A 21,527-nucleotide genomic window follows, 5' to 3' on the forward strand; every position below is an offset into this window, starting at 1 on the left:
CCCTTGCCCGAGGTGTTTTCGGGTTCCTAGGATCGCTTGCCATAGAAGTGACGCAGTATCTGACCGGCTCCGGGCGGACCGCAGACGTCAACGATCTGTTTTCCGGGGCGCTTGGATAGCGGGTCGGTGAATGGGGGCGAGCGGAAAACCCCGCGCTTGGACGCCGTGCCCCAGGTGCCGACGCACGCTGAGGTTCCCGGTGCCCCTGCAACTACGCCCCCGCCACGGAGCTGAGAGCCGCCGAACGTGCAACCGGTGGAATGGTCGTACGTATGCGTGGGATCCGTGTGGGCAAGCGATGTGTGCTCACGCTGGCGGGTGAATACGGGACGGTAGCCGATCGGGGTACGGGGAGGCGGGGGAGGCGCGGGTACTGCTTCCGTCTGGCGCACCTACCGCCTAGACAGGAAGGGCCCGCCCTATGTCCTCAGACCTTGCCCCCGGAGTCTTCGTCAAGGAACTTCCGAGCGGAGTCCGGACCATCACCGGAGCGGGTACGTCGACGCCGGCGTTCCTCGGGTATTCAGTCACCAAACCTGTCGCGGCTCCACCCGTCAAGGTGCGTAGCTGGAACCAGTACGTCGAGGCGTACCACTTCCGTACGGACCTCACCGCAGAGCAGATCGCGGAAGAACTGCATCGACTTGGGCCCCTCGCCGACGATTTCGCGTTGGCCGACCAGGCGCTGCGGGAAGAGGCCGTCCCGAGCAAGCTCACCGACGAGGAGTACAAGGCCTTCGCCGAGGTGAAGAAGCGTTTGGGGGCGGGGCAGAAGGTCAGTAAGGAGGAGAAGGACGCGGCGGACGCCATCGCGACGAGCCTTGAGGGGGCGACGTACACCGCCTGGGAGGTTGCCGGGAAGTCGTGGTGGCCCGTCGCCGACCGGTTCAGCGAACTGGAAAACCTTTCGGACTACTTGCCGCTGTCCGAGAAATACGCCCTGGCAGAGGCGGTATACGGCTTCTTCGCCAACGGGGGTACCGAGTGTTACGTCGTCACCCTTGCCCCTGACAAGGATCTCGGTGCCGAACTCACCGCTGCCACCAGCCTGGAGAAGCTCAAGGCCCTCTCCGACGTGAACATGGTTGCGGTGCCGGACCTCTGGACGAACAGCCAGGATGTCGCCACCGGGGGCACAAACATCGAGAAGGTCGTCGCCCACTGTGTGAAGATGCGCAACCGTCTCGCGATTGTCGAGCCGCCGGACGATTTGTACCCCAGTGAACTGGGTCCGTTCATCCAGAAGCTGGCCTCCCCCAACTCCGACGACTCCGCGTTCACCGCCGTCTACTACCCATGGGTCCGCGTCCCGGGCGTCAATGCTCAGGAGCGGACCGTGCCGCCGTGCGGCCATATGGCGGGTGTCTGGGCCCGTACGGATGTCGAGCGGGGTGTCTTCAAGGCTCCGGCGAACCAGAACATCAGGGGAGTGCTCAGCATCCCCACCCGCCTCACGGACGGGCAGCAGGGCGACCTCAACGAAAAGGGCATCAATTGCCTTCGGGTCTTTCCGGACCGGGGTTTGTTGGTGTGGGGTGCGCGGACGCGTTCGTCGACGCGGGACTGGCAGTACGTGAATGTGCGGCGGTTGGTGTGTTTTCTGCGGGATTCGATTCAGCAGTCGTCGTCGTGGGCGGTGTTCGAGCCGAATGATGAGCGGTTGTGGGGGACGTTGCGGCATGCGGTGTCGACGTTTTTGATGGATCAGTGGCGTCAGGGTGCTTTGGTGGGGCGTACGCCTGAGGAGGCGTTCTACGTCATCTGTGATGGGTCGAACAATCCGCGGGAGACGCAGGACAAGGGTGAGGTGCATTGCGATATCGGGGTTGCGCCGGTGCGTCCCGCCGAGTTCGTGCACTTCTCGATCGCACAGATCGCCGGACAGGCCGGCGGTACGTAGGACGGGAAGCCAGGGAAGTCGGGGGAGCCAGAGAAATCAGGGAAGCCAGGTAGGTCGAGCAAGCGGAAAGAGGGAGAACGAGAATCGTGTTGACCGGTGACACCTTCAGCAGCAGCACCTTCGCCATCGAACTCGGCAAGTTCCAGGTCGAGACCGTCCAGGAGGTCTCCGGACTCACCCTGGAACAGGACGTCGTCGAGACCCGCCAGGTCTCGGCCACCGGCGAGCTCCTCGTACGCAAGCAGCCCGGCTCGCGCAGGACCGGGGAGATCACCATCACCCGGGGCATGGACAAGAGCACCGCCTTCACCGACTGGATCAAGGCCACGCTCGTCAACGCCGACCTCGACAGCGCCCGGCAGAACATCACCATCGCCCTCAAGGACGCCAAGAAGCAGACCGTACGCCGCATCCACCTCAGCAACGCCTGGGCCTCCCGTTGGCAGGGACCCTCCCTCGGCGCCTCGAACTCCGCGACCGCGACGGAGCAGGTGACCATCACCTACGAGGACATGACCGTCGAATGACCCGCCCGCGCCACGAGAGGGAGCACGCATGACACCGCCCAATCCGCCCGGAGTCTTCGTCACCGAGAAGCCCAGCGGCGTCCGCACGATCACCGGCGCGAGCACATCCATCCCGGCGTTCCTCGGCTACACCAGGGTGTCCCCCAAGGACCATCCCGAGGCCACGCCCGAGCCGTACACGAATGAGGAACGCACGGTCCCCCAACTGATCCGTGGCTGGCGCGAGTTCGCCGTCCGCTACAGCATGGAAGGGCTGGCCAAGGAGCTGACCGAGGCCAGGACGGCCCAGGAGCGGAACGCCCTGGAGCGGTGCTTCACCCTGGCGGAGGCGGTCTACGGCTTCTTCGCCAACGGCGGGCAATCGTGTTACGTCGTGGGTTTCACCGACCCGACGAGGAAGGTGGCCGCCACGGCGCTCGCCGGAAGCGAGGAGGGCCGTACGGGGCTCGGCGGTCTGGTGACCGAACCCAAGGTCACCATGGTCGCGGTGCCGAGTCTGTGGGAGATGACCCGGGACGTCCCCACGGTCGAACCGCTTCCCGCGGTGACGGAGCAGGAGGGTAAGCCCCTGATCGAGGCTGTGCTGAAGCACTGCACGGGCATGCGTAACAGGCTCGCCCTCGTGGACCCGCCGTCCGGGCTGCTCCCCGACGCGGTGAAGGCCTTCGCGAACAGCCAGTTGGCCTCACCCAACTCCGATGACGCCGCCTACACCGCGCTCTACTACCCCTGGCTCACCGTCCCCGGCGTCGAGGCACGCAAGCGGACCGTGCCACCGTGCGGCCATATGGCGGGCATCTGGGCCCGTACGGATACCGAGCGCGGTGTCTTCAAGGCCCCCGCCAACGAGGTGCCACGAGGCGTCCTGGAGATCCCGGTCCTCCTCACCGACGAGGAACAGGGCGACCTCAATGCCGCCGGCGTCAACTGCATGCGCACCTTCCCCGACCGGGGTTTGTTGGTGTGGGGTGCGCGGACGCGTTCGTCGACGCGGGACTGGCAGTACGTGAATGTGCGGCGGTTGGTGTGTTTTCTGCGGGATTCGATTCAGCAGTCGTCGTCGTGGGCGGTGTTCGAGCCGAATGATGAGCGGTTGTGGGGGACGTTGCGGCATGCGGTGTCGACGTTTTTGATGGATCAGTGGCGTCAGGGTGCTTTGGTGGGGCGTACGCCTGAGGAGGCGTTCTACGTCATCTGTGATGGGTCGAACAATCCGCGGGAGACGCAGGACAAGGGTGAGGTGCATTGCGATATCGGGGTTGCGCCGGTGCGTCCCGCCGAGTTCGTGCACTTCTCGATCGCCCAGATCGCCGGACAGGGCGCGGGGTAGGGGAGGGCTGTGGCGTATCCGGTGGTCAGGGAGGGCGACAAGCTCGTCGTCCTCCCGCCGGAGGGAGCGAGCTGGCTCCCTCCCGCGCTGATCGTGGCGCTCAAGGGCACGGGGAGGTTCACCGCCTGCGGTCCGCATGTCTGTGTGCCGACCGATATCGAGGGGATGGCCCCGGTGACGGCTGACTATGTCCGGCCCGGGTTCCCCGTGAAGGGGACAGGGACCCTCACGTTCCATCTGATGCCGGCGCACAAGGCCGCCCACAGCAACACCAAAGGGGGCCTGCCCATCGTGATCGATGACGGCAGGACGAAGCTGACGTATACGTACACGTTCAGCGTCGCGGCCAGCAACGACAAGGGCTTTGACCCCACACCCCCGACCTCCGGGAACGCCGAGTTCTTGCGTCTCCCCATGCCCAGGCCGGTGAACGCGGGCTGAGTCCGCTCAGCCCGTCTCCGTGAGGAACACGTAGTCGTAGGTGTAGTCCTTGCCCTTGATCTGCTTGACCAGGCCCTTGAAACGGCCCGTCTCCGTGAACGTCGCACCCGGGAGAAGAAGGACCTCCTCTTCGTCCGGGTGCTTGGAGAACTCCGCGATGTCGCGGCCGCTGCGGCCCGTGAGACTCACGTGGTAGAGCACCCTCCGCCCGCCGACCGGAGGGCGCTGGAGCGGCAGGAAGTCCAGGGCCTGCTCGTCGTCGCGGCTGGTGCTGGCGAAGGGGGCGAAGGTGTGCCGTGGGCCCTGGTGGAAGGGTTCCCATGCGGCGCGGTAGACGGTCCCGGTGACAGGCGGCAGATGGGAGAGCGCCTCGGCGAGCATATCGGCGTGCAGTTGGCCCTCTTCGCTCAGCCGTTCCGACAGCGCCTCCATACGGCTCTGGATGGCGTCCAGCAGCCGCTTGGTCTGCCGCTTGGACGCGACCCCGTCGAGGTCGCGCGCCGTATAGGCCTCGATGCGTCGTTGCAGCTCGGGGTCGCGCCAGGTGGCGAAGGGGATCTCGGCGACCTGGTCCTCCTTCAGCGGGCCGATCATCTCGCCCGCCAGGAGGCGCGTGCCGAGCGTGGGCAACGCATGCCAGGACAGCACGCGGTTGATGAGCTGGTGGCTGCCGCCGGTGTACTGCTCCAGGGCGAGCAGATACGGCTCGGTGAGCGCGGGGTGACGGCCCTGCCTGTCGAGCTTCCGGCGCCGCGCACCGGCGGCGCGCACCATCCGTTTGTCCACGGTGATCAGTCCGTCGTCCTCCGGGCCGGCCTTCGCCAGGTCCATGTAGAGCTGCGCATGCGGCGGTTCGGGCAGCGCGGTGCCCGGAAGGGTCTCGCGGAGGAAGGCGTCGAAGGCGCGGTACATGCCCACCGCGTCCTGGGAGGAGGCGGGGAGATCCGCCAGGCCGGCGAGCCCCGCGGCCTTGGCGCCGCGCAGGATCTCGTAGAGCGAGTGGTCCCGCGTCGGCAGCATCCAGGCGACCACCGCGAGGAAGAACTGCCGCTCCATGCGCTGCCGGTCCTCGCCCGCGGGCGGACGGAGCCAGTGCATGGCGCTGACCATCCTGGTCGTGGTCCCGGAGATCCCCGCCACCAGGGGCACACCGTGCTTGTCGTGCTTGCGGTACCAGAGGGCGGAGGGATCCATCGCGTACATGGCCGCGCCGGGTGTCCATGGCAGCGGGAACTCGGCGCCCGGCAGCCGGTGGTCGAGCCGCGCCGCCCGCATGGCGTCCGGGGTGACCGTGAGGGAAGCGGGTTGCAGGCGTCCCTTCTCGTCGTAGTCGAGCCCGGAGACCGTGAGGGGTTCGAGATTCTGCTCCAGGTACGCCAACTCCTCCTCGCCGAACGGCATGCCGAGCCTGTGGTACTCGCGCAGCGTGGGCTTTCCCGGCCCCGTCCGCTGATCGGGGCGCTCGGTCCGGCCCCACTGACTGCGGCCCATGGAGACCGCCTTGCCGAGCCCGTGCCGGGCGGGCAGATTGCCCAGCGCGAAGACATCGTCGGCGAAGAGGTGGGGAGGGATGCCCGGCAGCGACTTGAGCCGTTTGCGGTCCTTGCTCAGCAGATACGCGCGATAGCCGCGCAGCGCAGGGGCGTCGAGCCCCAGCCGGTCGGCGAGTGCGGTGTCGCCGTCCAGGACGACGCGGTGCAGAAGCGTCTTGAACGACACCTCGCGCTCGTCGTCGGGCTTCTCGGCCTGCTGGCCGTACTTGTAGTACGCCGCGTTGTAGAACGCCGTCATGAGCTGGCGCACGGTGGCGCCCGAGCCGGGTGCGCAGGCGTCCCGCAGCCGGACGCCCAGGTCGCCTGCGGTGCCGACCTGGCCGGCGCTGGACGAGTCGTCCTTGAAGAAGGCGCCGGCCGCGCGCTCCGGGGTGAATTCCTGGCCGAGCACCGAGGCGAGGCGCAGCACGGCGAGTTGGGCGACGCGCCGCACGGCGGCCGCACGCTCCAGCGCGACACCGAGCCGCTGCTCGTACTCCGTGGTGGCCGACCGCCAGCGCGGTGAGCGCCGCGCGCGCTCGTGAGCGTGGGGTACGCGGAGCGGAGCCGGCACCGGGACGAGCGCGGGGCGGGGCGGGGGCACGGGCGCGGGGGCCGGGTCGGGGGCGTGGCTCGGGCCGGCGACGGGCTCGGGCTCTGTCGTGTGTGCGCCGGTCGGGATCATGGACTCACGCCTCCTGGAGGGACGGGAACCGGCTCTCGTCCAGATAGCGGCCGAGCTTGAGGTATTCGTCGCGTACGGCCGCCAGCAGCTCGCCGGTGCCGACCGGGCGTCCGGACTCGGCGGCGCGATAGGCGGCGGTCAGCACACAGCAGCGAATGGCGCCCCCGGACAGGTCGAACTCCTCGGCCAGCAGGTCGAGGTCGAGCCCCGGGGCGCGCGGGACCTCGGTGCCCAGGCAGCGCTCCCACAGGACACGTCGTTCGGGCGCGTCGGGGGAGGCGAAGGGCACGACGAGATCGAGGCGGCGCAGGAAGGCGGTGTCGATATTGGCGTGCATGTTGGTGGTGAGCAGCGCCAGCCCGTTGAAGGTCTCCAGGCGCTGCAACAGATAGGCGGTGGAGGTGTTGGCGTACCGGTCGTGCGCGTCCACCGTCTGCGCGCGTTTGCCGAAGACCGCGTCCGCCTCGTCGAAGAGCAGCGCGGCGTCGGTGTGCTCGGCCTCGGTGAACAGCGCTTCGAGGTGCTTCTCCGTCTCGCCGATGTACTTGTCCACGACGGTCGACAAGTCGATGACATACAGGTCCAGGCCCAGATCGCCCGCGACCACCTCGGCCGCGAGCGTCTTGCCGGTCCCGGAGGGCCCGCTGAACAGGGCGCTCACCCCGATCCCGCGCCCGCCCCCGGGCCGTAGCTTCCAGTCCAGCAGCACGCGTTCCCGGTGGCGGGCCCGACGGGCCAGGTCCTCCAGCAGCGCCCGGGGCTGCGCGGACAGCACCAGATCCGCCCAGCCGGCGACCGGGCGCACATGCCGCGACATCCGGCCGAGCGCGCCGTCACCGCGCCGGCTGCGGCAGGCGTTCCGGTCGCGCTGTGCCGGGACCGCGCTGCCGTCCGGGCGCAGTTCGACCGGCGCCTTTGCCCCCGGGCACGACCAGTCCGGGTCCCATGGCCGGGCGCCGGTCAGTGTCAGGGGGAGCGGGGGAGCATGCGGCGAGGTGAGGAGCGCCAGCGACTGCCGTACGCCGTACGGACCCCCGTCGGCCAGCGCCTCCACGGGCCCGGCGACCAGCCCGACGCCGCGCAGCCGCGCCTCCAGCGCCGCGGCCCGCAGAAGGGTGTCGGGCGTGTGCGCGCCGCCGGAGAGCCCGGACAGGTCGAGCCGGATCACGGGGCCGCCTCCGGAGCGTGGATGCTCCGTACGGGCCGAGGCGCCGCGCAGGTACAGGGGCGGTCCGCCCCGCTCACCCAACGGACCTCCGTAGTCGGCGAGTTGGGCGACGCCGCGGAGCGCGCCGGGAAGGGTTCCGGGCTCGTCGTGGCCGAGCAGATGAGCCGCCACCCGGTCCGGCACGCGCAGGGACCTCGTCAGATACGGACGCGAGCCCTCCGCGCCCGGCTCGATCTCCAGCAGTCCGCCCGCGCGCAGCGCCCCGTCCGGATCCAGCGCGGCCCGCCCCCGTACGGAGTGCGTGGGCAGACCGCACAGCACGAAAGCCAGTCCGATGGTGGCGCGGCGGCGGGTGATGTCGTCGTTGAGGTAGCCGTAGCAGCGCTCGACCCGCGCGTCGAGGTCCGGCGCCAGCGCCACCAGCAGCAGATCCCGCTCCAGCTCCGACAGTCCGAAGCGGGCGGAGAGCCGGCGCAGCGGCACCGCGCGCCCGGCCTCCTCGGCCTCTTGCTCGGTGGCGTCCAGCGCCGCCGCGGTCAGCGCGTCGCCCTCGTCCGGCGGCAGCGGCGCGGGGGTGCCGCGCAGCATGTGCGGGGCGAGCTCGTCGGACAGATACAACCCCCGGAACGGGTCGTCGGGGGGCTGCGGATCGCACTCGGCCCGGGCGGTCACCGCCCGCTGGATGCGGGACTGGACCAGGGCGAGACGGGCGAGGAGCGGGCGGGCTTCCGTCTCGTCGCGTCCGTACGCCGCGGCCGGGGCGGCGGCCGTCATGTGCCCTCCTCCGTACCGGACCCGGTGGCGGGAGGCCGCGGCATGGACGTGGGTGTGGACGTGGACGGCGGCTGGGGCTCGGGCTTCGGTTTCGGGGGCCACTTCTTCCAGTGCGGCGAGGGTGTGGGAAGGGGGAACTCGATCCGGTCGTCGGGGAGTTCGAGTTTCTTGGTCACCCAGTGGGTGTAGAACGCGGGCATGTGCGTGGGCAGCGGCAGGACGACCGTCACATTCAGCACCGGCTGGAGGAAGTGGCCGACCGCGCTCCACAACTCGGCCAGCGCCCGTTCCCCGATCGGCGGGCGGCCCACTTCGAGGAGGGCGGAGAGCCGCATCGCCTCCAGCGACTCCGGCAGCCGGACCGGGAACTCACGGTCCCGTGCCAGGTCGATCAGCAGATCGCCGAGATTCTGGTGGGACAGCAACGGGTCCGAGGTCCAGACCGTGACCAGATACGACAGTCGCGCATAGCGGGGCGGATCGTGGTGCCCGACCTTCCACGGGTCGGGCTTGTCGTCGCTGTAGAGGTTGACCGTGCCCGTCTGGCGGCGGTCCAGGTCCTCGCGGATGTCGTGGAGGTAGATGCCGACGGTCTTGGTACCCGGGGTCTCCCCGGGACGTTTGCCCCCGGTCGGCGGTGTGAACTCGACCGTGAGCCCGGCGGGCCGGCCCAGCCCCTCCCGTACGCGGTCCTCCAGCGCTGCGTCGACGAGCTGGATCATTTCGCCTCCCGGGGAATTGGCCGAACCGCCTGGCGCACATCCATGCCCACGTCCTTCGCGGCCCCCGGAACGTGCATCCCGGTGTCGACCGCGAGGAACTGCTCCCCGGCCGTGTCCGCCACATACAGGCGCCGCTTCGCGGGGTCCGGGTGTGCGGCGAGACCGGAGAGGGCCTGGCCCGCCTTGAGCGTGAAGCGGACGATGCCCGTCCCGGCGTCGATGACCTGGACCGTGTCGCCGCCCTCGGCGGTCGCGTAGACCTCCCGTCCATCGGGGGAGACGGCGAGCCGCGAGGGGGCCGCGAGGCCCGTCCAGGCGCGGGGGAGGAGCTCGGGTGGCCCCAGCCTGATCCCGCTGACCCCGCCCTCCTGGGTGAGCAGCGCCTCGTCGGAGCCGGACGGGAAGTGCACCGACCCCGCGCCGGCGGCCATCTTTCCGCCGAGGGACGGCCGGGCGGGGTCGGTGAGGTCCAGGACGTACACCCCTTCGTCCGCGGTGCTGAGAAAGCCGTGACCACCGAGCGGGTGTACGCACAGCGAGTGGGGCCGGCCCGCGCCCGGCAGCGCGATCCCGGCGTCCGCACGAGCCACCACCGCCTCCCTCGTGGGCCCCAACTCCAGTACATGGAGGGAGCCTTGGCCGTTCTCGTAGGTGACGACATACAGATGCGCCGGATCGCCCGGCCCGATGGCAAGGTCACATACCGCCGTGAGGCCGGTATCGAGGGTGCGCGCCAGCGTCGGTCGCTCGGCGGAGTCGGTCGCGAGGACCCACAGCGTGCCTCCGGTACCGACCGCGTAGGCCCGCTCTCCCTCCGGCGTCATGGTGAGGCCGGCCGCGGCGTCCCCGGAGAGGGGGACCGTGGCGCCCGCCACCTCCACGGGCGCGGAGGTGTCCGCCAGCGACATGACCTGGAGGCCGCCGGCGCCCTCCTCGGTGACCAGCGCATAGGCGTACGGCTCGTTCGGGTGCTGCGCCACGGTCCGGGAGGCGGCGCGCTGCGCCGGGCGTGCGGGACCCGTCAGGACGGCCGAACGCCGCAGGATCGAGATGCTGTTGTCGCCGGGATGAGCGACATACGCCCGCAGCCCGCCCGGGGCACAGGCGACACCGGCCGAGGGGGCGGGGGCGGGCAGGGAGGCGGGGGTGAGTGCGGAGGGGGAGAGGTAGTGGACCACCGGCCGGGCCGTGGCGCGGTCGGTGACGTACGCGTAGGCGCCGTCCGAGGTGCACGCCACCTCCTCGGGCTCGCAGCCCTCCGCCGGCGGGAGCGCGACGGTGGTGACCGAATCCCCGCGCACGGAGACGGTTTTCTCCCTGAAGTTGGTGATGTAGACGGGACCGTCCGCGTGGGCGGCGATCGCGCAGGGCTCCGCGTCGAGCAGGGGTGTGGGCCGGGCGAACTCGGTGACCGTGAAGGGGTCCTCCGGGTTGAGCGTGAGGACGGTCAGGGCCCGTTGCCCGCCGTGCTCGGTCGCGCTGACGACGTGCAGCTCATCGCCACGGCAGACGATGCCTCGCGATCCCTTCAGCTCCGGGTTGTTGCCCCGCAGCGGAATCAGCGTGGTGTTCGACGACTGGGGCACCTGGATGCCGTGGACAAAGCCCTGCTTCTGATGACTCGCGTACAGGTACGTGCCGTCCTTGGAGAGTGTCAGCGAGGCCGAGGACTTGTCCTCGTTGAGCCGCGGGAAATTGAGCCAGCACTGGTGAGTGAACGTCAGGCCGCCGTCCTCGGAACAGAGCTGTGTGACCCGGTTTGTTTCCTTGCATGCGGCGTAGAGATATCGCCCGTCGGAGGACAGCGCCAGCCCGTACGGGTTGACCAGCCCGCTCGGCTTGATGGACTCACGGGCCACCCAGCCGTCGTCCGTCGCCTCCAAGACCGCGATGCTGCCGTTGTCGTAGCTGGCGACATACAGAAATCTGCCCTGGGGGGACAGGGCGAGTTCGTGCGGGCCCGAGAGAATCCCCTCGGCGGCGGTGATGCTGCCGGCCCATTCCCACTCCGTGCCCCGCCGCTTCAGGATGGAGACATGCCCATTGCCCGGCGGCCGGTAGTCCGCGACGTAGAGGGTGTCGCCGTCGACGCCACCGATCTCCACACCGACGGGCTCCGCGCACCGCACGACATCCTCCGCGATGGTCGACATTCCCCCGTGGAGGTCCACCCGTGAGAGCGACTTTCCACCGGAGTTGGCCGTGAGTGCGTATCTGCCGTCGGGGGTGACGGCGACCCCGCGCGGGGACGCGCCGCCCGGGAGTGCGATGGCCGTGACGTCCACGTCCCCGCCCAGGGGCCGGCCCACTTTCGGGGTTACCTTGAAGAGCTGGTCCGTCTCCGGGCTGGTCGCACAGGCAAGGGTCTGTGTGTCGACGGGGCTGGTCGCGATGCCCCAGGGCTTCACCTTCTCCGCGTCCCCGGGGAGCGGGATGGGTTTCGGCTCGCCCGGCGAATCGCCGGACAGTTCACTCACCATGATGCGGTGGGTAGCCGAGTCGGCGACAGCAGCCCAGTCGCCCTTCGGCGTCACGCAGACGGAACGGGGGCGGGAGGAAGCCCCGGTGCCGACCCGCTGCGCGACCGTGGGCCCCACCCGTACGGGGATCAGCCTGCCGGCCGCCTGATCGGTGACGTACGCGTGCGTGCCGGCGGCCGCGAACACGACCGAGGCGGGTACCGCGGCGCCCAGGGCGACATCCGTACGGGTGCCGCTCAGCACACCGCCGACGACGCCCAGATGCACGGCGGTCAGCAGGCCCGTGGTCCGGCTGAGGACATAGAGCAGGGTGCCGTCCGGTGAGAAGGCCACCGTGTGCGGCTGTGGGGTGACCGGCAGTGTGGTGAAGGTGCCGGGGTGGTTGTCGGTGAGCGGTGCGACGGAGAGCGAGGCCGAGCCGCCGTTGGCGACGCAGATGCGGTCGCCCGCGCCACTGACCGCCACGGCCAGCGGTTCGTGGCCCACCGCAAGCGTCGAGTACTGGCCGCGGGTCAGGTCCACCACCGCCACGGTGCCCGGAGCGGCGGGGCTCGCACCCCGGCACGCCACATAGCCGTACGTCCCCGAAGGGGCGACGGCCAGCGCGCGGGCGGGGCCGGGCAGATCCACGGTGGCCGGCGGGTCGGCGGTGCCGAGTTTGACGATCTTCAGTACCTTCGCCGCCGCGTCGTCCTTGTCGTGCGCGACACAGAGCAACTCCGCTCCACCGGCCGCCGCCAGCGCGAACGGCCCGGCGGCGACGTCGACGGGCACCGTGTCGGTCGTACCCGGAGTGTGGAGGTACACCTTGCCGTCGCCCCAGGCCGCGAGGCACACCTGGTCCCCGGCGAGCCCCGCGAGCACCGCGCTCGGTGCCCCGGGCGCACTCTTCGGGACACCGGACCCCGTGCTCAGGTCGACCACGGAGAACGCATTGTCCGCGTGGTTGACGACATACGCCGTGGCCGCCGCCGCATCGGCCGCCACCGCACGCGGGTTCGCTCCGACGGCAGGTGTGGTGACCTCCCGCACCGTGCCGTCCGCATCGAGCACGGCGATCACCAGCTTGTCGGCCGCCCAGTCGACGGCGAGGATGCGCTGCACTGTCGGGCCCATGAGTGCCTTCCTTCCGGGGACGGGGTCAGGGGGTTTCCGCGACGGTGACGCGGTGCTCCACGGAGTAGACGGTCTGGTCGTCGTCGAACGCGATGGTCTCGGCCCGCAAGCCGCCTCCGCCCGCCGTCGGTTCGAGCTGGAAGAGCGCCGCCGAGGCGACCCACGCGAGGCCCGGCACCTGCTCCAGCACGCGGTACGCCTCGCCCGCGTACACCGGCCGCCCCAGCGGCCAGCCCGTGCCGTCCGGGCCGCCGTCGACGGGGTTGAACCAGCGGTAGAGCGCCCGCTCCGCCGCGGCTGCCAGCTCCGAACGCTCCGTCGCCGTCTGGTAGTCGGCGGGGCGCACCTGGGCCTCGATACGGATGCCCACGTAGCGGGGTGTCTCCAGCCACACCGGAACCCCTGCGGGCTGCCGGGCCCGCAGCGCTCTGCGCAGGGTGTCGCAGGCATCCTGGGTGGGGGTGAGCATATGGAACGGGAACCAGCCGCGCTCGTCGGCGGTGACGGCCGGGATCACCCGCAGCCGGACACCCGCCTGGAAGGTACCGCCACTGGTGTCGGTGTAGCCGTCGCTGCCGTTCGCCGAGGTCTTGGTGATCCGCGCGGAGACGATGCCCGGCGGCACATCCGTGCACGCGGTGCCCCGTTCCACGCCGTTGCCGTCGGCGCCGAGCGTGGTGCGGTACGGCTCCACGGAGATCTGCAGGCCCTTGCCCGGGACGGCGCCGTGCTGGTCCTTCCCCACCTTCGGTCCGAAGTGCACCCGGCCGGTCAGGGCGTTGATCACGACGTGCTGGGAGTTCGCCGTGGAGTCGTGGAAGGAGTCCACCGCGGTCCAGCGGGTGTCTGCGCCGACCACGACGTCGGGCAGTTCCTGCTCCGGCGCGACGTACACCTTGGGCTGCAACAGCTGGAAGACCTGGCCCGGCGTTCCGTCCGAGGTGGCGGTCGCCGGCTCGTGGACCATGGCGTACTGCAGCGCCTCCACCTCACCCGTGGTGCCCGCATCGAAGTGGACCTCGTACGTGGTGGTCTCGTCCCCCGACGGGTCGTGGATCTGGAGCGCGAGCCACGACCCGTGCAGGGGCGGGAAGCTGCCGTGGTCGGCAACGGCCCTGTCGATCTCGGTCTCCGGCGGATCGTCCTTCGGACGCCAGCGGCGCGAGGCGTCCAGCCGCAGCGGAAAGGCCCCTCCCAGCACCTTCGTATCGGCGGTCACGGACGTGTACGCCGCGGGCGCGTCCGGGTTCCACCACGGCATGCCCGTGCGCGGCAGGAAAACGGAGAGGGCCAGGCGGCGGCCGGGGACGTCGGTGTGCGGTTTGACCCACAGGGCGAGTCCCTTCGGCGCCACGCTCCCCGGGATGTGGACGAGACAGAGCACCAGCTTGCCGCCCGGGCGGAACGCGCCGCTCGCCGTGCCCAGTGCCTGATAGTCGCCCGCCTTGAAGAGATCGGTGGCACCGGTCACCGTCGAATCCAGGCGCAGTGGCGCCACCCCGGCCCTCGTGACGCCGCTGCGTGTGGCCTCGGCCTGTGTGGTGAAGACCATGCCGTCCGCGGTGATCTCGGTGTCCTGGGGAACCGACGAGGTGTCCGACTCCAGAGTGAACTCGACCATGGTGTCGGCCGGTTGGGCGAAAAGGAGGTTCCGTGCCGGATCGAGCGTGTTGTCGGTGACGGTGCGCACATGGTGGATGCGTGCCATCCCCGCCGAGGCGGCCAGCGCCAGCTCCTCGTAGTCGAGCGGGGTGACGGCCCGTTCGGGCACGGGTGAGCCGAGCGGCCGCCGCCGGGCGTACGCCTCCGGTGTCTCCTCCTCGGTGCCGCCGGTGGCCGGTGCGGGGTTGGTCACGGCCGAGACGTACGGCAGCGGCGTACGCAGCGTGGTGACCGTGCGGGCCGGCACGTTACCGCGCGTGCCACCGCCGGTCAGATAGCGCGGAGCGCGTACGAGAGAGCCCTCGGGCAGTGCGGCGCCGTGCCGGCGCAGGCCCCGTCCGGTGCGGGTGACCGGCGCGAACACGGCCTCTCCGGTGCGCGGATCGAGGGTGAAGTGCCGGTCGTCGGGGCCGGAGGCGGCCAGCGAGGGGACGTGCGACCACCGCCGCCGCGCCCCGTCCGCGCCGAGCGCCTCGACGGTGAGTGTGTCGGTGGCGTGCAGCAGGGGAGGGTGCGCGAAGCGGAAGCGTTCGCCGGCCCGGCCGGTCGCCCGGCCCAGCTCCTCGTCCTGGACGAGACACGCCTGCACGGCGGGCACCTTGACGGTGAGCACGGGCTGCAGGGCGAGGGAGGTCGGTTCATGACGGAACGCCGGGCCGACCTGAGGGGTGCGCCTGACGAGCCCGACATCCCGTAACTGCCAGGGACGCGCGTCATGTTCGGATCCGGAAGGGTCGATCAGCAGCCGCGCCGGGGCATGGGTGGCGGGGATGTCGAGCGTGATCCGTGTCGTCCTGTCCTCGCCGACCGTGTGTGCCACCAGCGTGCACGGGGCCCAGTGCGACCCCTGCCATGCCTCCCACACCTCCTTCTCCTCGGCCAGGCCCTTGCCGAAGCCGACCTCGAAGGTGACGCGGGTGTCGGGAACCGGCACCGACAACACGGCCAGCGTGACGTCCGGACCGGGCGACGTGGTGACGGAAGGCGGCCGCACCGGAGTGTCCGCGCTGAACGGATAGTCCCCGAAGTAGGGGAGGTTGAGGTGGAAGGGCGGCCCCGCGAAGGGCAGCCCGCCCGGCTCGACCGCATCCCGTCCGGGAGCGCCGAACCGCGTCAGCGAGCCGTGCACCACACCGCCCTGCGCACCCTTCTCGGCGAACCGGCCCGCCGCGATCAGCACACAGGGGTTGACCAGCGCCTCGCACACCGTGCTGAAGACGACCGGTTCCTCCTCGCCCACCGGCCGCGTGGCCACCTCCACACCCGCCGGGACCGGGACCGGCTCCGGCGAGGGCGCCGCGAGCTGGAACAGCACCTCGGCGCGGGAGGCCGAGGCACGGTACGGGCGGACGCCGAGCATGCGCAGCAGCTCCAGCCGGTGCCGGTCCGGCGCCCTGTTCAACCGGTCGCGCAGCGCCTCCACCATGTCGGCGCAGGTCTCGATCAGCGCGTGCCCCGGATCGGTGCGGTCCCGGCCCGCCCACAGGGGTTGCGCCGCGCGGACCGAGGCCACCGCGGCGCCCGTGATGTCCGCGCGGCTGCGCCCGTCGTACTCGGGCATCGGCAGTGTCATCGTCACGCGCCTCCGGTGACTTCGGTCTTGAAGGGGAGATGCGCGGGACAGTGCGCTGCCACCAGCCGGAACAGCGGCAGCTCGAAGTCCTCGCGCCGGTCCGGCAATTGGAGGGTGACGGTGAGCATCCGGCCGGGCGGCGGCTTCTCGTTCCCCTCGTAGACCCCGCCCGGATCGGAGATGTGCAGCTGCTTCGGGAGCCAGCCGTAGATCTCCTCGGCCTCGCGCCGGAGCGCGTACGGCCGGCCGCGGTGCGCGGCGAGCCAGGGCGCGAGCGCGACGGCGGTACGCCGCTGCCGCTCGTCCCAGTCCGTTTCGACGCGCGCGCCCGTGATGCGGACGAGCCAGTCGAGGAAGGCGGGCGGGGCACGCCAGGGGTCGAGGACCTCCTCCAGCCGGTCGAGCAGGCCGCCGACCGGGCCGATCGCCGCGCCGACCCCGTCGGCGAAGGCCCGGGTCACCTGGTCGTGCGCGTACACGGCGGGCAGCGGCACGGGTTCCACGGCCGGCGCGTCCTGGTGCTTCTTCGGCATGACGGTGCCGCCCTTCAGCTCTTCTCGACGGTGATGTCCACGGCCAGCAGGTGGACGAGCCCGCTGTCCGACACCTCGATCGCGGTGCGGGTGGCGCCCTCCTCGTCGGTCACCTGCGCGTCGCCGACGGCACGGATCTCCGGGACCTTCTCCAGCGCGGTGAACACATCCCCGGCGTGCACCCGCCGTCCCCAGGCCCAGCCCTGCCCGTCCGGCCCGCCCTGTGTGGGGTGGAAGTAGCCGAACAGGGCGCGTACGGCGGCATCCTTGACCGCCTGGGTATTCCGCGCCCACGGGTGGACGGTGGCCTTCACCTTGAAGCCGGCGTAGTCCGGCGGACCGGCGTGCAGGCGCTCACCGAGCAGCCGGGCACCGGAGAGAACGGACTTGGTCTCCTCCATCGCCGCCCGCGGCACCGTCAGCTCGTCCTCCGTCAGGGCATGAGAGGACGCCGAGGGCAAGGGCGGCACGAGCAGCACCCGCAGCGCGGCCTCCTCCGAATGCCACACGGCGGGCTCGGTCCTGGGGCCCTTGAGAAAGTAGAAGACCCCGCCCACGGTCACCACGGCATCCGGCGAGCGCTGGCAGTCGGGCGATAGACCGGGGAAGGACTCCGCGATCAGCGAGCGCACGCCACGGCCCACGGAGGGGAAGAGCGTGCTCTGCGCATACTTGTAGCGCCGGTGGTAGAACGCCTCCCCCTTGAAGAGGAACACCTCGTACTCATCGTCCGCGTCAGGGACGGGCAGGGCCGCGACGGCGTTGAGGTCCTGGGCGAACTCCTCGGGCAGGCCGAGGAATTGCGCCGAGATCAGCTTGCTCGCCGCGGCCCCCCATGCGCACCGCTCACCGACGAACCACAGCCGGTCGACGGCGTTCTTGAGGTGGAGCACGGCGTCGACCCTGGCCTTCGCGAACTCCGGAGGCGCGTCGCCCGAGGCCGTGTGCTCACTGCCGTCCAGCAGCAGCACCCGCTTGTACGCCACACCGGTGTCGCCGGGGAAGTAGTGCACTGCCCACGGCTGTTGCTCCGGCCGTACGGGCACCGCGCACGCGGACAGCGGCACCGGGCGCGGGGGCGCCAGCAGCCCCGCCGGGACGGTGGTGTCCGCCGGGCGGACCGTCGCGCTGACCCGGCAGCGGGCGACCAGCGACGCATGCTCGGACAGCAGCCGCTCGTGGTCCTGCACCGTCACCGCGCGACGCAGCGGCGCCAGGCCGAGCGCCGCCCGGTCCAGGGCCTCCCGCCAGGTCTCCGCGTCCTGACCGGCGGCCAGAATGTGGTCGGCCTTCGCCGACGGCACCCCGGCCGCTCCGTACAGGGGGGTGCCCGGGGGCAGTTCGCTGAGCGTGCCCCGGCAGGCGGTGTACTCGGTGGCGATCGTGGCGCCCTGCGGCGGAACCGCGCCGATCTGCCGGGACCCGCCCGCGAACGGCACCAGCGGTCCGAACACCACCTCGCCCGTCGCCTCGTCCCACCAGTAGCACTCCTCCTGGTCGCCCGCCTTCGCAAAGCTCCGTACGGGAGCCCACACCCGCCCCCCGACCGTGACCGAGGTGAGCGGCGAGGCCGGCGGCTCCGGCAGGGGGACGGGCGGCGACCACGGGCGGCGTGCGGGCCGGAAGCGCTGGGCGGGGACATGGGCCGAGGTGCCCAGCACCTCGCGCACGTCCTCCGGTTGCTCCACGGCCTCCACCGTCGCCGAGCCGCCCCGCGGAACCTTGACCTCCGACACCGTACGCAGAACGACGGCCGGCTCACCCTCCGACCTCAGCTCGGTCCCCTCGGGAACCGTGGTCTCCCGCACACCGACGGTGTCGCTGAACCGCACCCGCACCCGGCACGGCGTCGCGGGCACCGGCGTGACGCCCATCAGCCGCAGCAGCCGGTCACGCTGCGCCGGTGTCATCCGCGCCACCCGGTACAGGAGCAGGTCCACGCGCTCGGCGCAGGCCTCGATCAGCGTCACGCCCGGGTCGGAGACATTGTGGTCGCTCCAGTCCGGCGCCCGGCCGGGCAGCGCACGCTTCGCGGCGTCCACCAGCGGCTGGAAGCGGAGGTCGTCCAGATCGGGGAGGGGCAGCTCGGGCATCGGGCTCACTCCGGCAGCGTGTAGAAGGGAAAGACGAGATTGCGCGGCTCGTTGGTGGCGCGCAGCCGGTAGCGGATGTCGATGTAGAGCACGCCGTTGACCTCCGAATCGGTGCTGAACCGCAGCTCGTCCAGCTCGATACGCGGCTCCCAGCGCTCCAGCGCCTGCCGCACCTCGGTGTCGGCACGAGCCACGGTGCCCGCGTTCAGCGGATCGAAGACCAGCCGGTGGATACCGCAGCCGAACTCGGGACGCATCGGCCGCTCGCCCGGCGCGGTGCCGAGGATCAGACGGACGGCCTGTTCCACCTCGTCCGTGCCGGACGCCAGCGCCACCCGTCCGGTGTGGGTGAGCGCGCCGGGGAAGCACCAGCCCGCGCCGATCACTCCGCTCGCGTCCAGGCCCGGTGTGAGGGCGCCGCCCGCCATGTCTGTGCCGTTCACGTACGCACTCCCAACGAGCAGCATCCGAAAGTCAGTTGATGTCCACCGGATTGCCGGTGATCTTGGTCGTGGTGCCGCCGATGGTGAGCGTCCCCCCACTGTCGAGCGTGATCGATTCACCCCCGGACCGGAGGGTGACCTTGCCCGCCGAGATGACGACCTCGCCGTCAGCGCCCGCGTCGATGGTGATCTTCCGCTTGGGCGCGTCGAGCGAGACCTTCAGCCCTTCGCCCGGCGCACCGGCCTCAAGGGTGAGGGCCGTGTCCTTGCGGTCCAGATGCGCGCTCAGCTTGCCGTCGCCGGAAATGAGCCGGACGCCCTGCGGGCCCTTGGCCGCGCTCAGCAGCTCCAGCCGGTCGCCGGACCGCGAGGTGACCGAACACCGGTTGGCGCGGCCCGTGTTGGCATCCACCAGCGGCAGGCCGTGGTCGGTGGGCGCGTCCTTGCCGTTGTAGAGCCCGCCCAGCACGTACGGCCGGTCCAGCCGCCCGTGCTCGAACCCGACCAGTACCTCGTCGCCCACTTCCGGGCTGACCACCCCGCCCCCGCCCGCGCCGCCCCACTGCACGGTGCGCACCCAGTCCGTCACATAGTCCTGGGAAAGCCACGGCAGCTGCAGACGTACGGCGCCCCGCTGGCCACGGCCCGGCTCCTTGGTATCCGTGACGATCCCGACCGCCACACCCATCCCGCACAGCGGCGGCGGATGCGGTACGACCGGCGGCGGCAGCGCGCCCACCCGCACCTGCGTCAGATAGCCGTGGTCGCCGTCGAAGGTGTGGCGGCAGGCGGTCGTCGTATAGCGCCCGGCGAACGGCTCACCCGTGCCGCTCACGGTGACCGGACACCCGGCCCGCAGCTGCGGGGTACCGGCGACCGTCGCCTCCAGTCCGGCAACGGCGGCGGCAGCGTCCGCCGCCAGGGCGTTCGCCGCCGCCCCCGCCTCCGGCGCCGTGGTGTACGGCCGCCCGGTGACCAGGAGTTCCCCGCCCTTGCCGCCGAACGCCCGGCCCAGCTCGCCGGGCGAGGCGCCGATCCGCACGCGCGCGCTGTCGGTCGCGGACGCCTTCGCCACGACCGGCGCCTTCGACCCCTCGTCCCAGCCGCGCACCTCCACGGCGCCCACCTGGCCCACCGAACTGACGGAGGCCCGCAGCGACAGCAGATTCACGCGGTACTGCAGCACGAACGGGCTGCGGTCCGCGCCCGTCGACGGCGCCGGCGCCTCCGAAGCGGGCCGTAGCCGCCGCATCGTCAGCTCCGAGCCCTCGACCGCCAGATGCAGACCGCGCTGGTCGGCGAGGTGCGCCAGCAGCTCCCAGTCGGTCAGATTGGGCTGCGCCAGATGCGGCACCCGTGCGGTCTCGGCCTCGATACGCCCGGTCCGCAGCCCATGCCGCGCCGCCGCCTCGGCGGCGATCTCCGAGACCGTACGGTTCACATATGCGGCCACGCGCCGGCCCCGCATCAGCCGGTGCCCCCGGTCCGTCGCGCGGACCACCGTGAAGGACCCCGCCGCGTCCACCTCCGCCTCCAGCGCCGTGACCTCCCCGTCGAAGACCGTCGCCCGCGCCCTGCGGCGCTCCGCCGCCACCGCGACCGTCACCGCGCGGCCGACGGCGATACGGGCCGCGGACAGCAGCTGGTGGTCGGGGTCGCTGAAGCGCAGCTCCGCTGTGGACGGCAGATGCGTGGCCGACTCGACGACGGCGTTCACCAGCCGCTCGTGCCACGCCTGTTGCAGAGGCGTGCCGCCGAAGGAGACGACCGGCTCGGCGGCGTAGGACCTGACCGTCATCGCGCACCCCCCGGGGCCTGCTCTTCGAGCGTCGGCAGGACCAGCACCGTCCCCGGCCGGACGCCCTGCGGATCGTCGAGGTCGTTGGCCCGGGCGATGGCGCGCCATTGCGTCGGGTCCCCGTACGCCTTCCAGGCGAGACCCGGCAGCGTGTCACCCGCGACCAGGCGGTGCGTGCCGACCGGGCCGTCGCCGCCCGAGCTGGGGTTCTGCCGTGCGGGCGAGCCGCCCGCCTCCTCCAGCGTCACCGTGCACTCCGCGCGCAGCGGCGTACCGTCCGTGCCGAACCGGGTATAGGTGGCGTTGACCTGCGTCACCAGCGCCAGAAAGGCCGTGGTCTGCGCGCGTCCCCACTCCAGCCGCACCCATGGCGCCGAGGCCGGCTTGGCCGCCACGCTCTGCGAGGTGGGCACGCAGCAGCCCAGCAGCCGCTCGACCTGCTCCTGCACCCCGCCCTTGCTGCCCGGCGCGTCCAGGAACACATCGAGGGTCATGGTGCGGGGCTGCGCGGACACGAACTGGGCGCGTGCCGCCGAGGCGTTGGACGGGGCCCGGCCGCGCTTCCAGCTCGCGGCCTTGGTCACCGCGATCCGCTCGGGGTTGAAGTGCAGCTTGACGCGGGCGTGTTCGGGGCCCGGCGTGTTCCCGGTGCCGGCCGGCGGATCGTAGATCACCAGGACGGCTCGTACGGGAGCGCCTCCCAGGGGCAGGGTAGGCATGCGGTCCTTTCGGGGACGTGGGTGAGAGCGG

Annotated in this window: 14 protein-coding genes; 4 read left to right on the forward strand and 10 right to left on the reverse strand. The window is 71.3% G+C overall.

Annotated features, from left to right (window positions below; genetic code table 11):
• The first annotated feature begins 670 nt into the window (after positions 1–670).
• From KI385_RS37950 to KI385_RS37965, 4 genes are all read left to right on the forward strand, one after another.
• A complete protein-coding gene (locus KI385_RS37950; protein ID WP_238576560.1) occupies positions 671–1,900 on the forward strand; it encodes a phage tail sheath family protein in 1,230 nt (409 codons plus the stop codon).
• Positions 1,901–1,986: 86 nt separating this feature from the next.
• Positions 1,987–2,427, forward strand: coding sequence for a phage tail protein (locus KI385_RS37955; protein WP_128510835.1), 441 nt, complete (start codon positions 1,987–1,989; stop codon positions 2,425–2,427).
• A gap of 28 nt (positions 2,428–2,455) precedes the next feature.
• Entirely contained in the window at positions 2,456–3,757 is a 1,302-nt protein-coding gene (locus tag KI385_RS37960) for a phage tail sheath family protein (protein ID WP_238576561.1), read from the forward strand.
• 9 nt (positions 3,758–3,766) lie between these two features.
• Positions 3,767–4,198 carry a hypothetical protein gene (locus KI385_RS37965; protein WP_238576562.1) on the forward strand — a complete coding sequence of 144 codons (432 nt, stop codon included), beginning with the start codon at positions 3,767–3,769 and terminating at the stop codon, positions 4,196–4,198.
• Between the two features lie 6 nt (positions 4,199–4,204).
• On the opposite strand, the gene KI385_RS37970 is transcribed toward KI385_RS37965, so the two are convergent.
• Genes KI385_RS37970 through KI385_RS38015 form a run of 10 tightly spaced genes read right to left on the reverse strand, consistent with a single transcriptional unit; the run spans position 4,205 to position 21,496 of the window.
• Positions 4,205–6,415 carry an ADP-ribosyltransferase family protein gene (locus KI385_RS37970; protein WP_238576563.1) on the reverse strand — a complete coding sequence of 737 codons (2,211 nt, stop codon included), beginning with the start codon at positions 6,413–6,415 and terminating at the stop codon, positions 4,205–4,207.
• 4 nt (positions 6,416–6,419) lie between these two features.
• Positions 6,420–8,357: an ATP-binding protein gene (locus tag KI385_RS37975; RefSeq protein ID WP_238576564.1), complete on the reverse strand. Its 1,938-nt coding sequence runs from the start codon at positions 8,355–8,357 to the stop codon at positions 6,420–6,422.
• A complete protein-coding gene (locus KI385_RS37980) occupies positions 8,354–9,079 on the reverse strand; it encodes a Pvc16 family protein (protein WP_238576565.1) in 726 nt (241 codons plus the stop codon). Before KI385_RS37980 ends, KI385_RS37975 begins: the two co-directional genes overlap by 4 nt.
• Positions 9,076–12,675 carry a beta-propeller fold lactonase family protein gene (locus KI385_RS37985; protein ID WP_238576566.1) on the reverse strand — a complete coding sequence of 1,200 codons (3,600 nt, stop codon included), beginning with the start codon at positions 12,673–12,675 and terminating at the stop codon, positions 9,076–9,078. The genes KI385_RS37980 and KI385_RS37985 overlap by 4 nt, the downstream gene beginning before the upstream one ends.
• A 25-nt stretch (positions 12,676–12,700) precedes the next feature.
• Complete coding sequence (locus KI385_RS37990) at positions 12,701–15,910, reverse strand: putative baseplate assembly protein (RefSeq protein WP_238576567.1); 3,210 nt, start codon at positions 15,908–15,910, stop codon at positions 12,701–12,703.
• A gap of 2 nt (positions 15,911–15,912) precedes the next feature.
• Positions 15,913–16,443, reverse strand: a complete 531-nt coding sequence (locus tag KI385_RS37995) for a phage tail protein (protein WP_238576568.1) — start codon at positions 16,441–16,443, stop codon at positions 15,913–15,915.
• A 14-nt stretch (positions 16,444–16,457) separates the two neighbouring features.
• Complete coding sequence (locus KI385_RS38000) at positions 16,458–18,545, reverse strand: baseplate J/gp47 family protein (RefSeq protein WP_425357023.1); 2,088 nt, start codon at positions 18,543–18,545, stop codon at positions 16,458–16,460.
• Positions 18,542–18,964 (reverse strand): GPW/gp25 family protein, encoded by a 423-nt coding sequence (locus KI385_RS38005; RefSeq protein WP_238578022.1) that lies wholly within the window; start codon positions 18,962–18,964, stop codon positions 18,542–18,544. The genes KI385_RS38000 and KI385_RS38005 overlap by 4 nt, the downstream gene beginning before the upstream one ends.
• Positions 18,965–19,010: 46 nt before the next feature.
• Complete coding sequence (locus KI385_RS38010; protein ID WP_238576569.1) at positions 19,011–20,777, reverse strand: VgrG-related protein; 1,767 nt, start codon at positions 20,775–20,777, stop codon at positions 19,011–19,013.
• On the reverse strand, positions 20,774–21,496 hold the full coding sequence (locus KI385_RS38015; protein WP_238576570.1) for a CIS tube protein: 723 nt from the start codon (positions 21,494–21,496) through the stop codon (positions 20,774–20,776). Before KI385_RS38015 ends, KI385_RS38010 begins: the two co-directional genes overlap by 4 nt.
• Between the last annotated feature and the right edge of the window lie 31 nt (positions 21,497–21,527).

The sequence above is a fragment of the Streptomyces inhibens genome (assembly GCF_022221585.1).
Lineage (GTDB): Bacteria > Actinomycetota > Actinomycetes > Streptomycetales > Streptomycetaceae > Streptomyces > Streptomyces inhibens.

Excerpts from the sequence above, each read along its gene's own strand:
- KI385_RS37960 (WP_238576561.1), top strand. The coding sequence starts at position 2,456 with ATGACACCGCCCAATCCGCCCGGAGTCTTCGTCACCGAGAAGCCCAGC.
- KI385_RS37970 (WP_238576563.1), bottom strand. The coding sequence starts at position 6,415 with ATGATCCCGACCGGCGCACACACGACAGAGCCCGAGCCCGTCGCCGGC.
- KI385_RS37975 (WP_238576564.1), bottom strand. The coding sequence starts at position 8,357 with ATGACGGCCGCCGCCCCGGCCGCGGCGTACGGACGCGACGAGACGGAA.
- KI385_RS37980 (WP_238576565.1), bottom strand. The coding sequence starts at position 9,079 with ATGATCCAGCTCGTCGACGCAGCGCTGGAGGACCGCGTACGGGAGGGG.
- KI385_RS37985 (WP_238576566.1), bottom strand. The coding sequence starts at position 12,675 with ATGGGCCCGACAGTGCAGCGCATCCTCGCCGTCGACTGGGCGGCCGAC.
- KI385_RS37990 (WP_238576567.1), bottom strand. The coding sequence starts at position 15,910 with ATGACACTGCCGATGCCCGAGTACGACGGGCGCAGCCGCGCGGACATC.
- KI385_RS37995 (WP_238576568.1), bottom strand. The coding sequence starts at position 16,443 with ATGCCGAAGAAGCACCAGGACGCGCCGGCCGTGGAACCCGTGCCGCTG.
- KI385_RS38005 (WP_238578022.1), bottom strand. The coding sequence starts at position 18,964 with ATGGCGGGCGGCGCCCTCACACCGGGCCTGGACGCGAGCGGAGTGATC.
- KI385_RS38010 (WP_238576569.1), bottom strand. The coding sequence starts at position 20,777 with ATGACGGTCAGGTCCTACGCCGCCGAGCCGGTCGTCTCCTTCGGCGGC.
- KI385_RS38015 (WP_238576570.1), bottom strand. The coding sequence starts at position 21,496 with ATGCCTACCCTGCCCCTGGGAGGCGCTCCCGTACGAGCCGTCCTGGTG.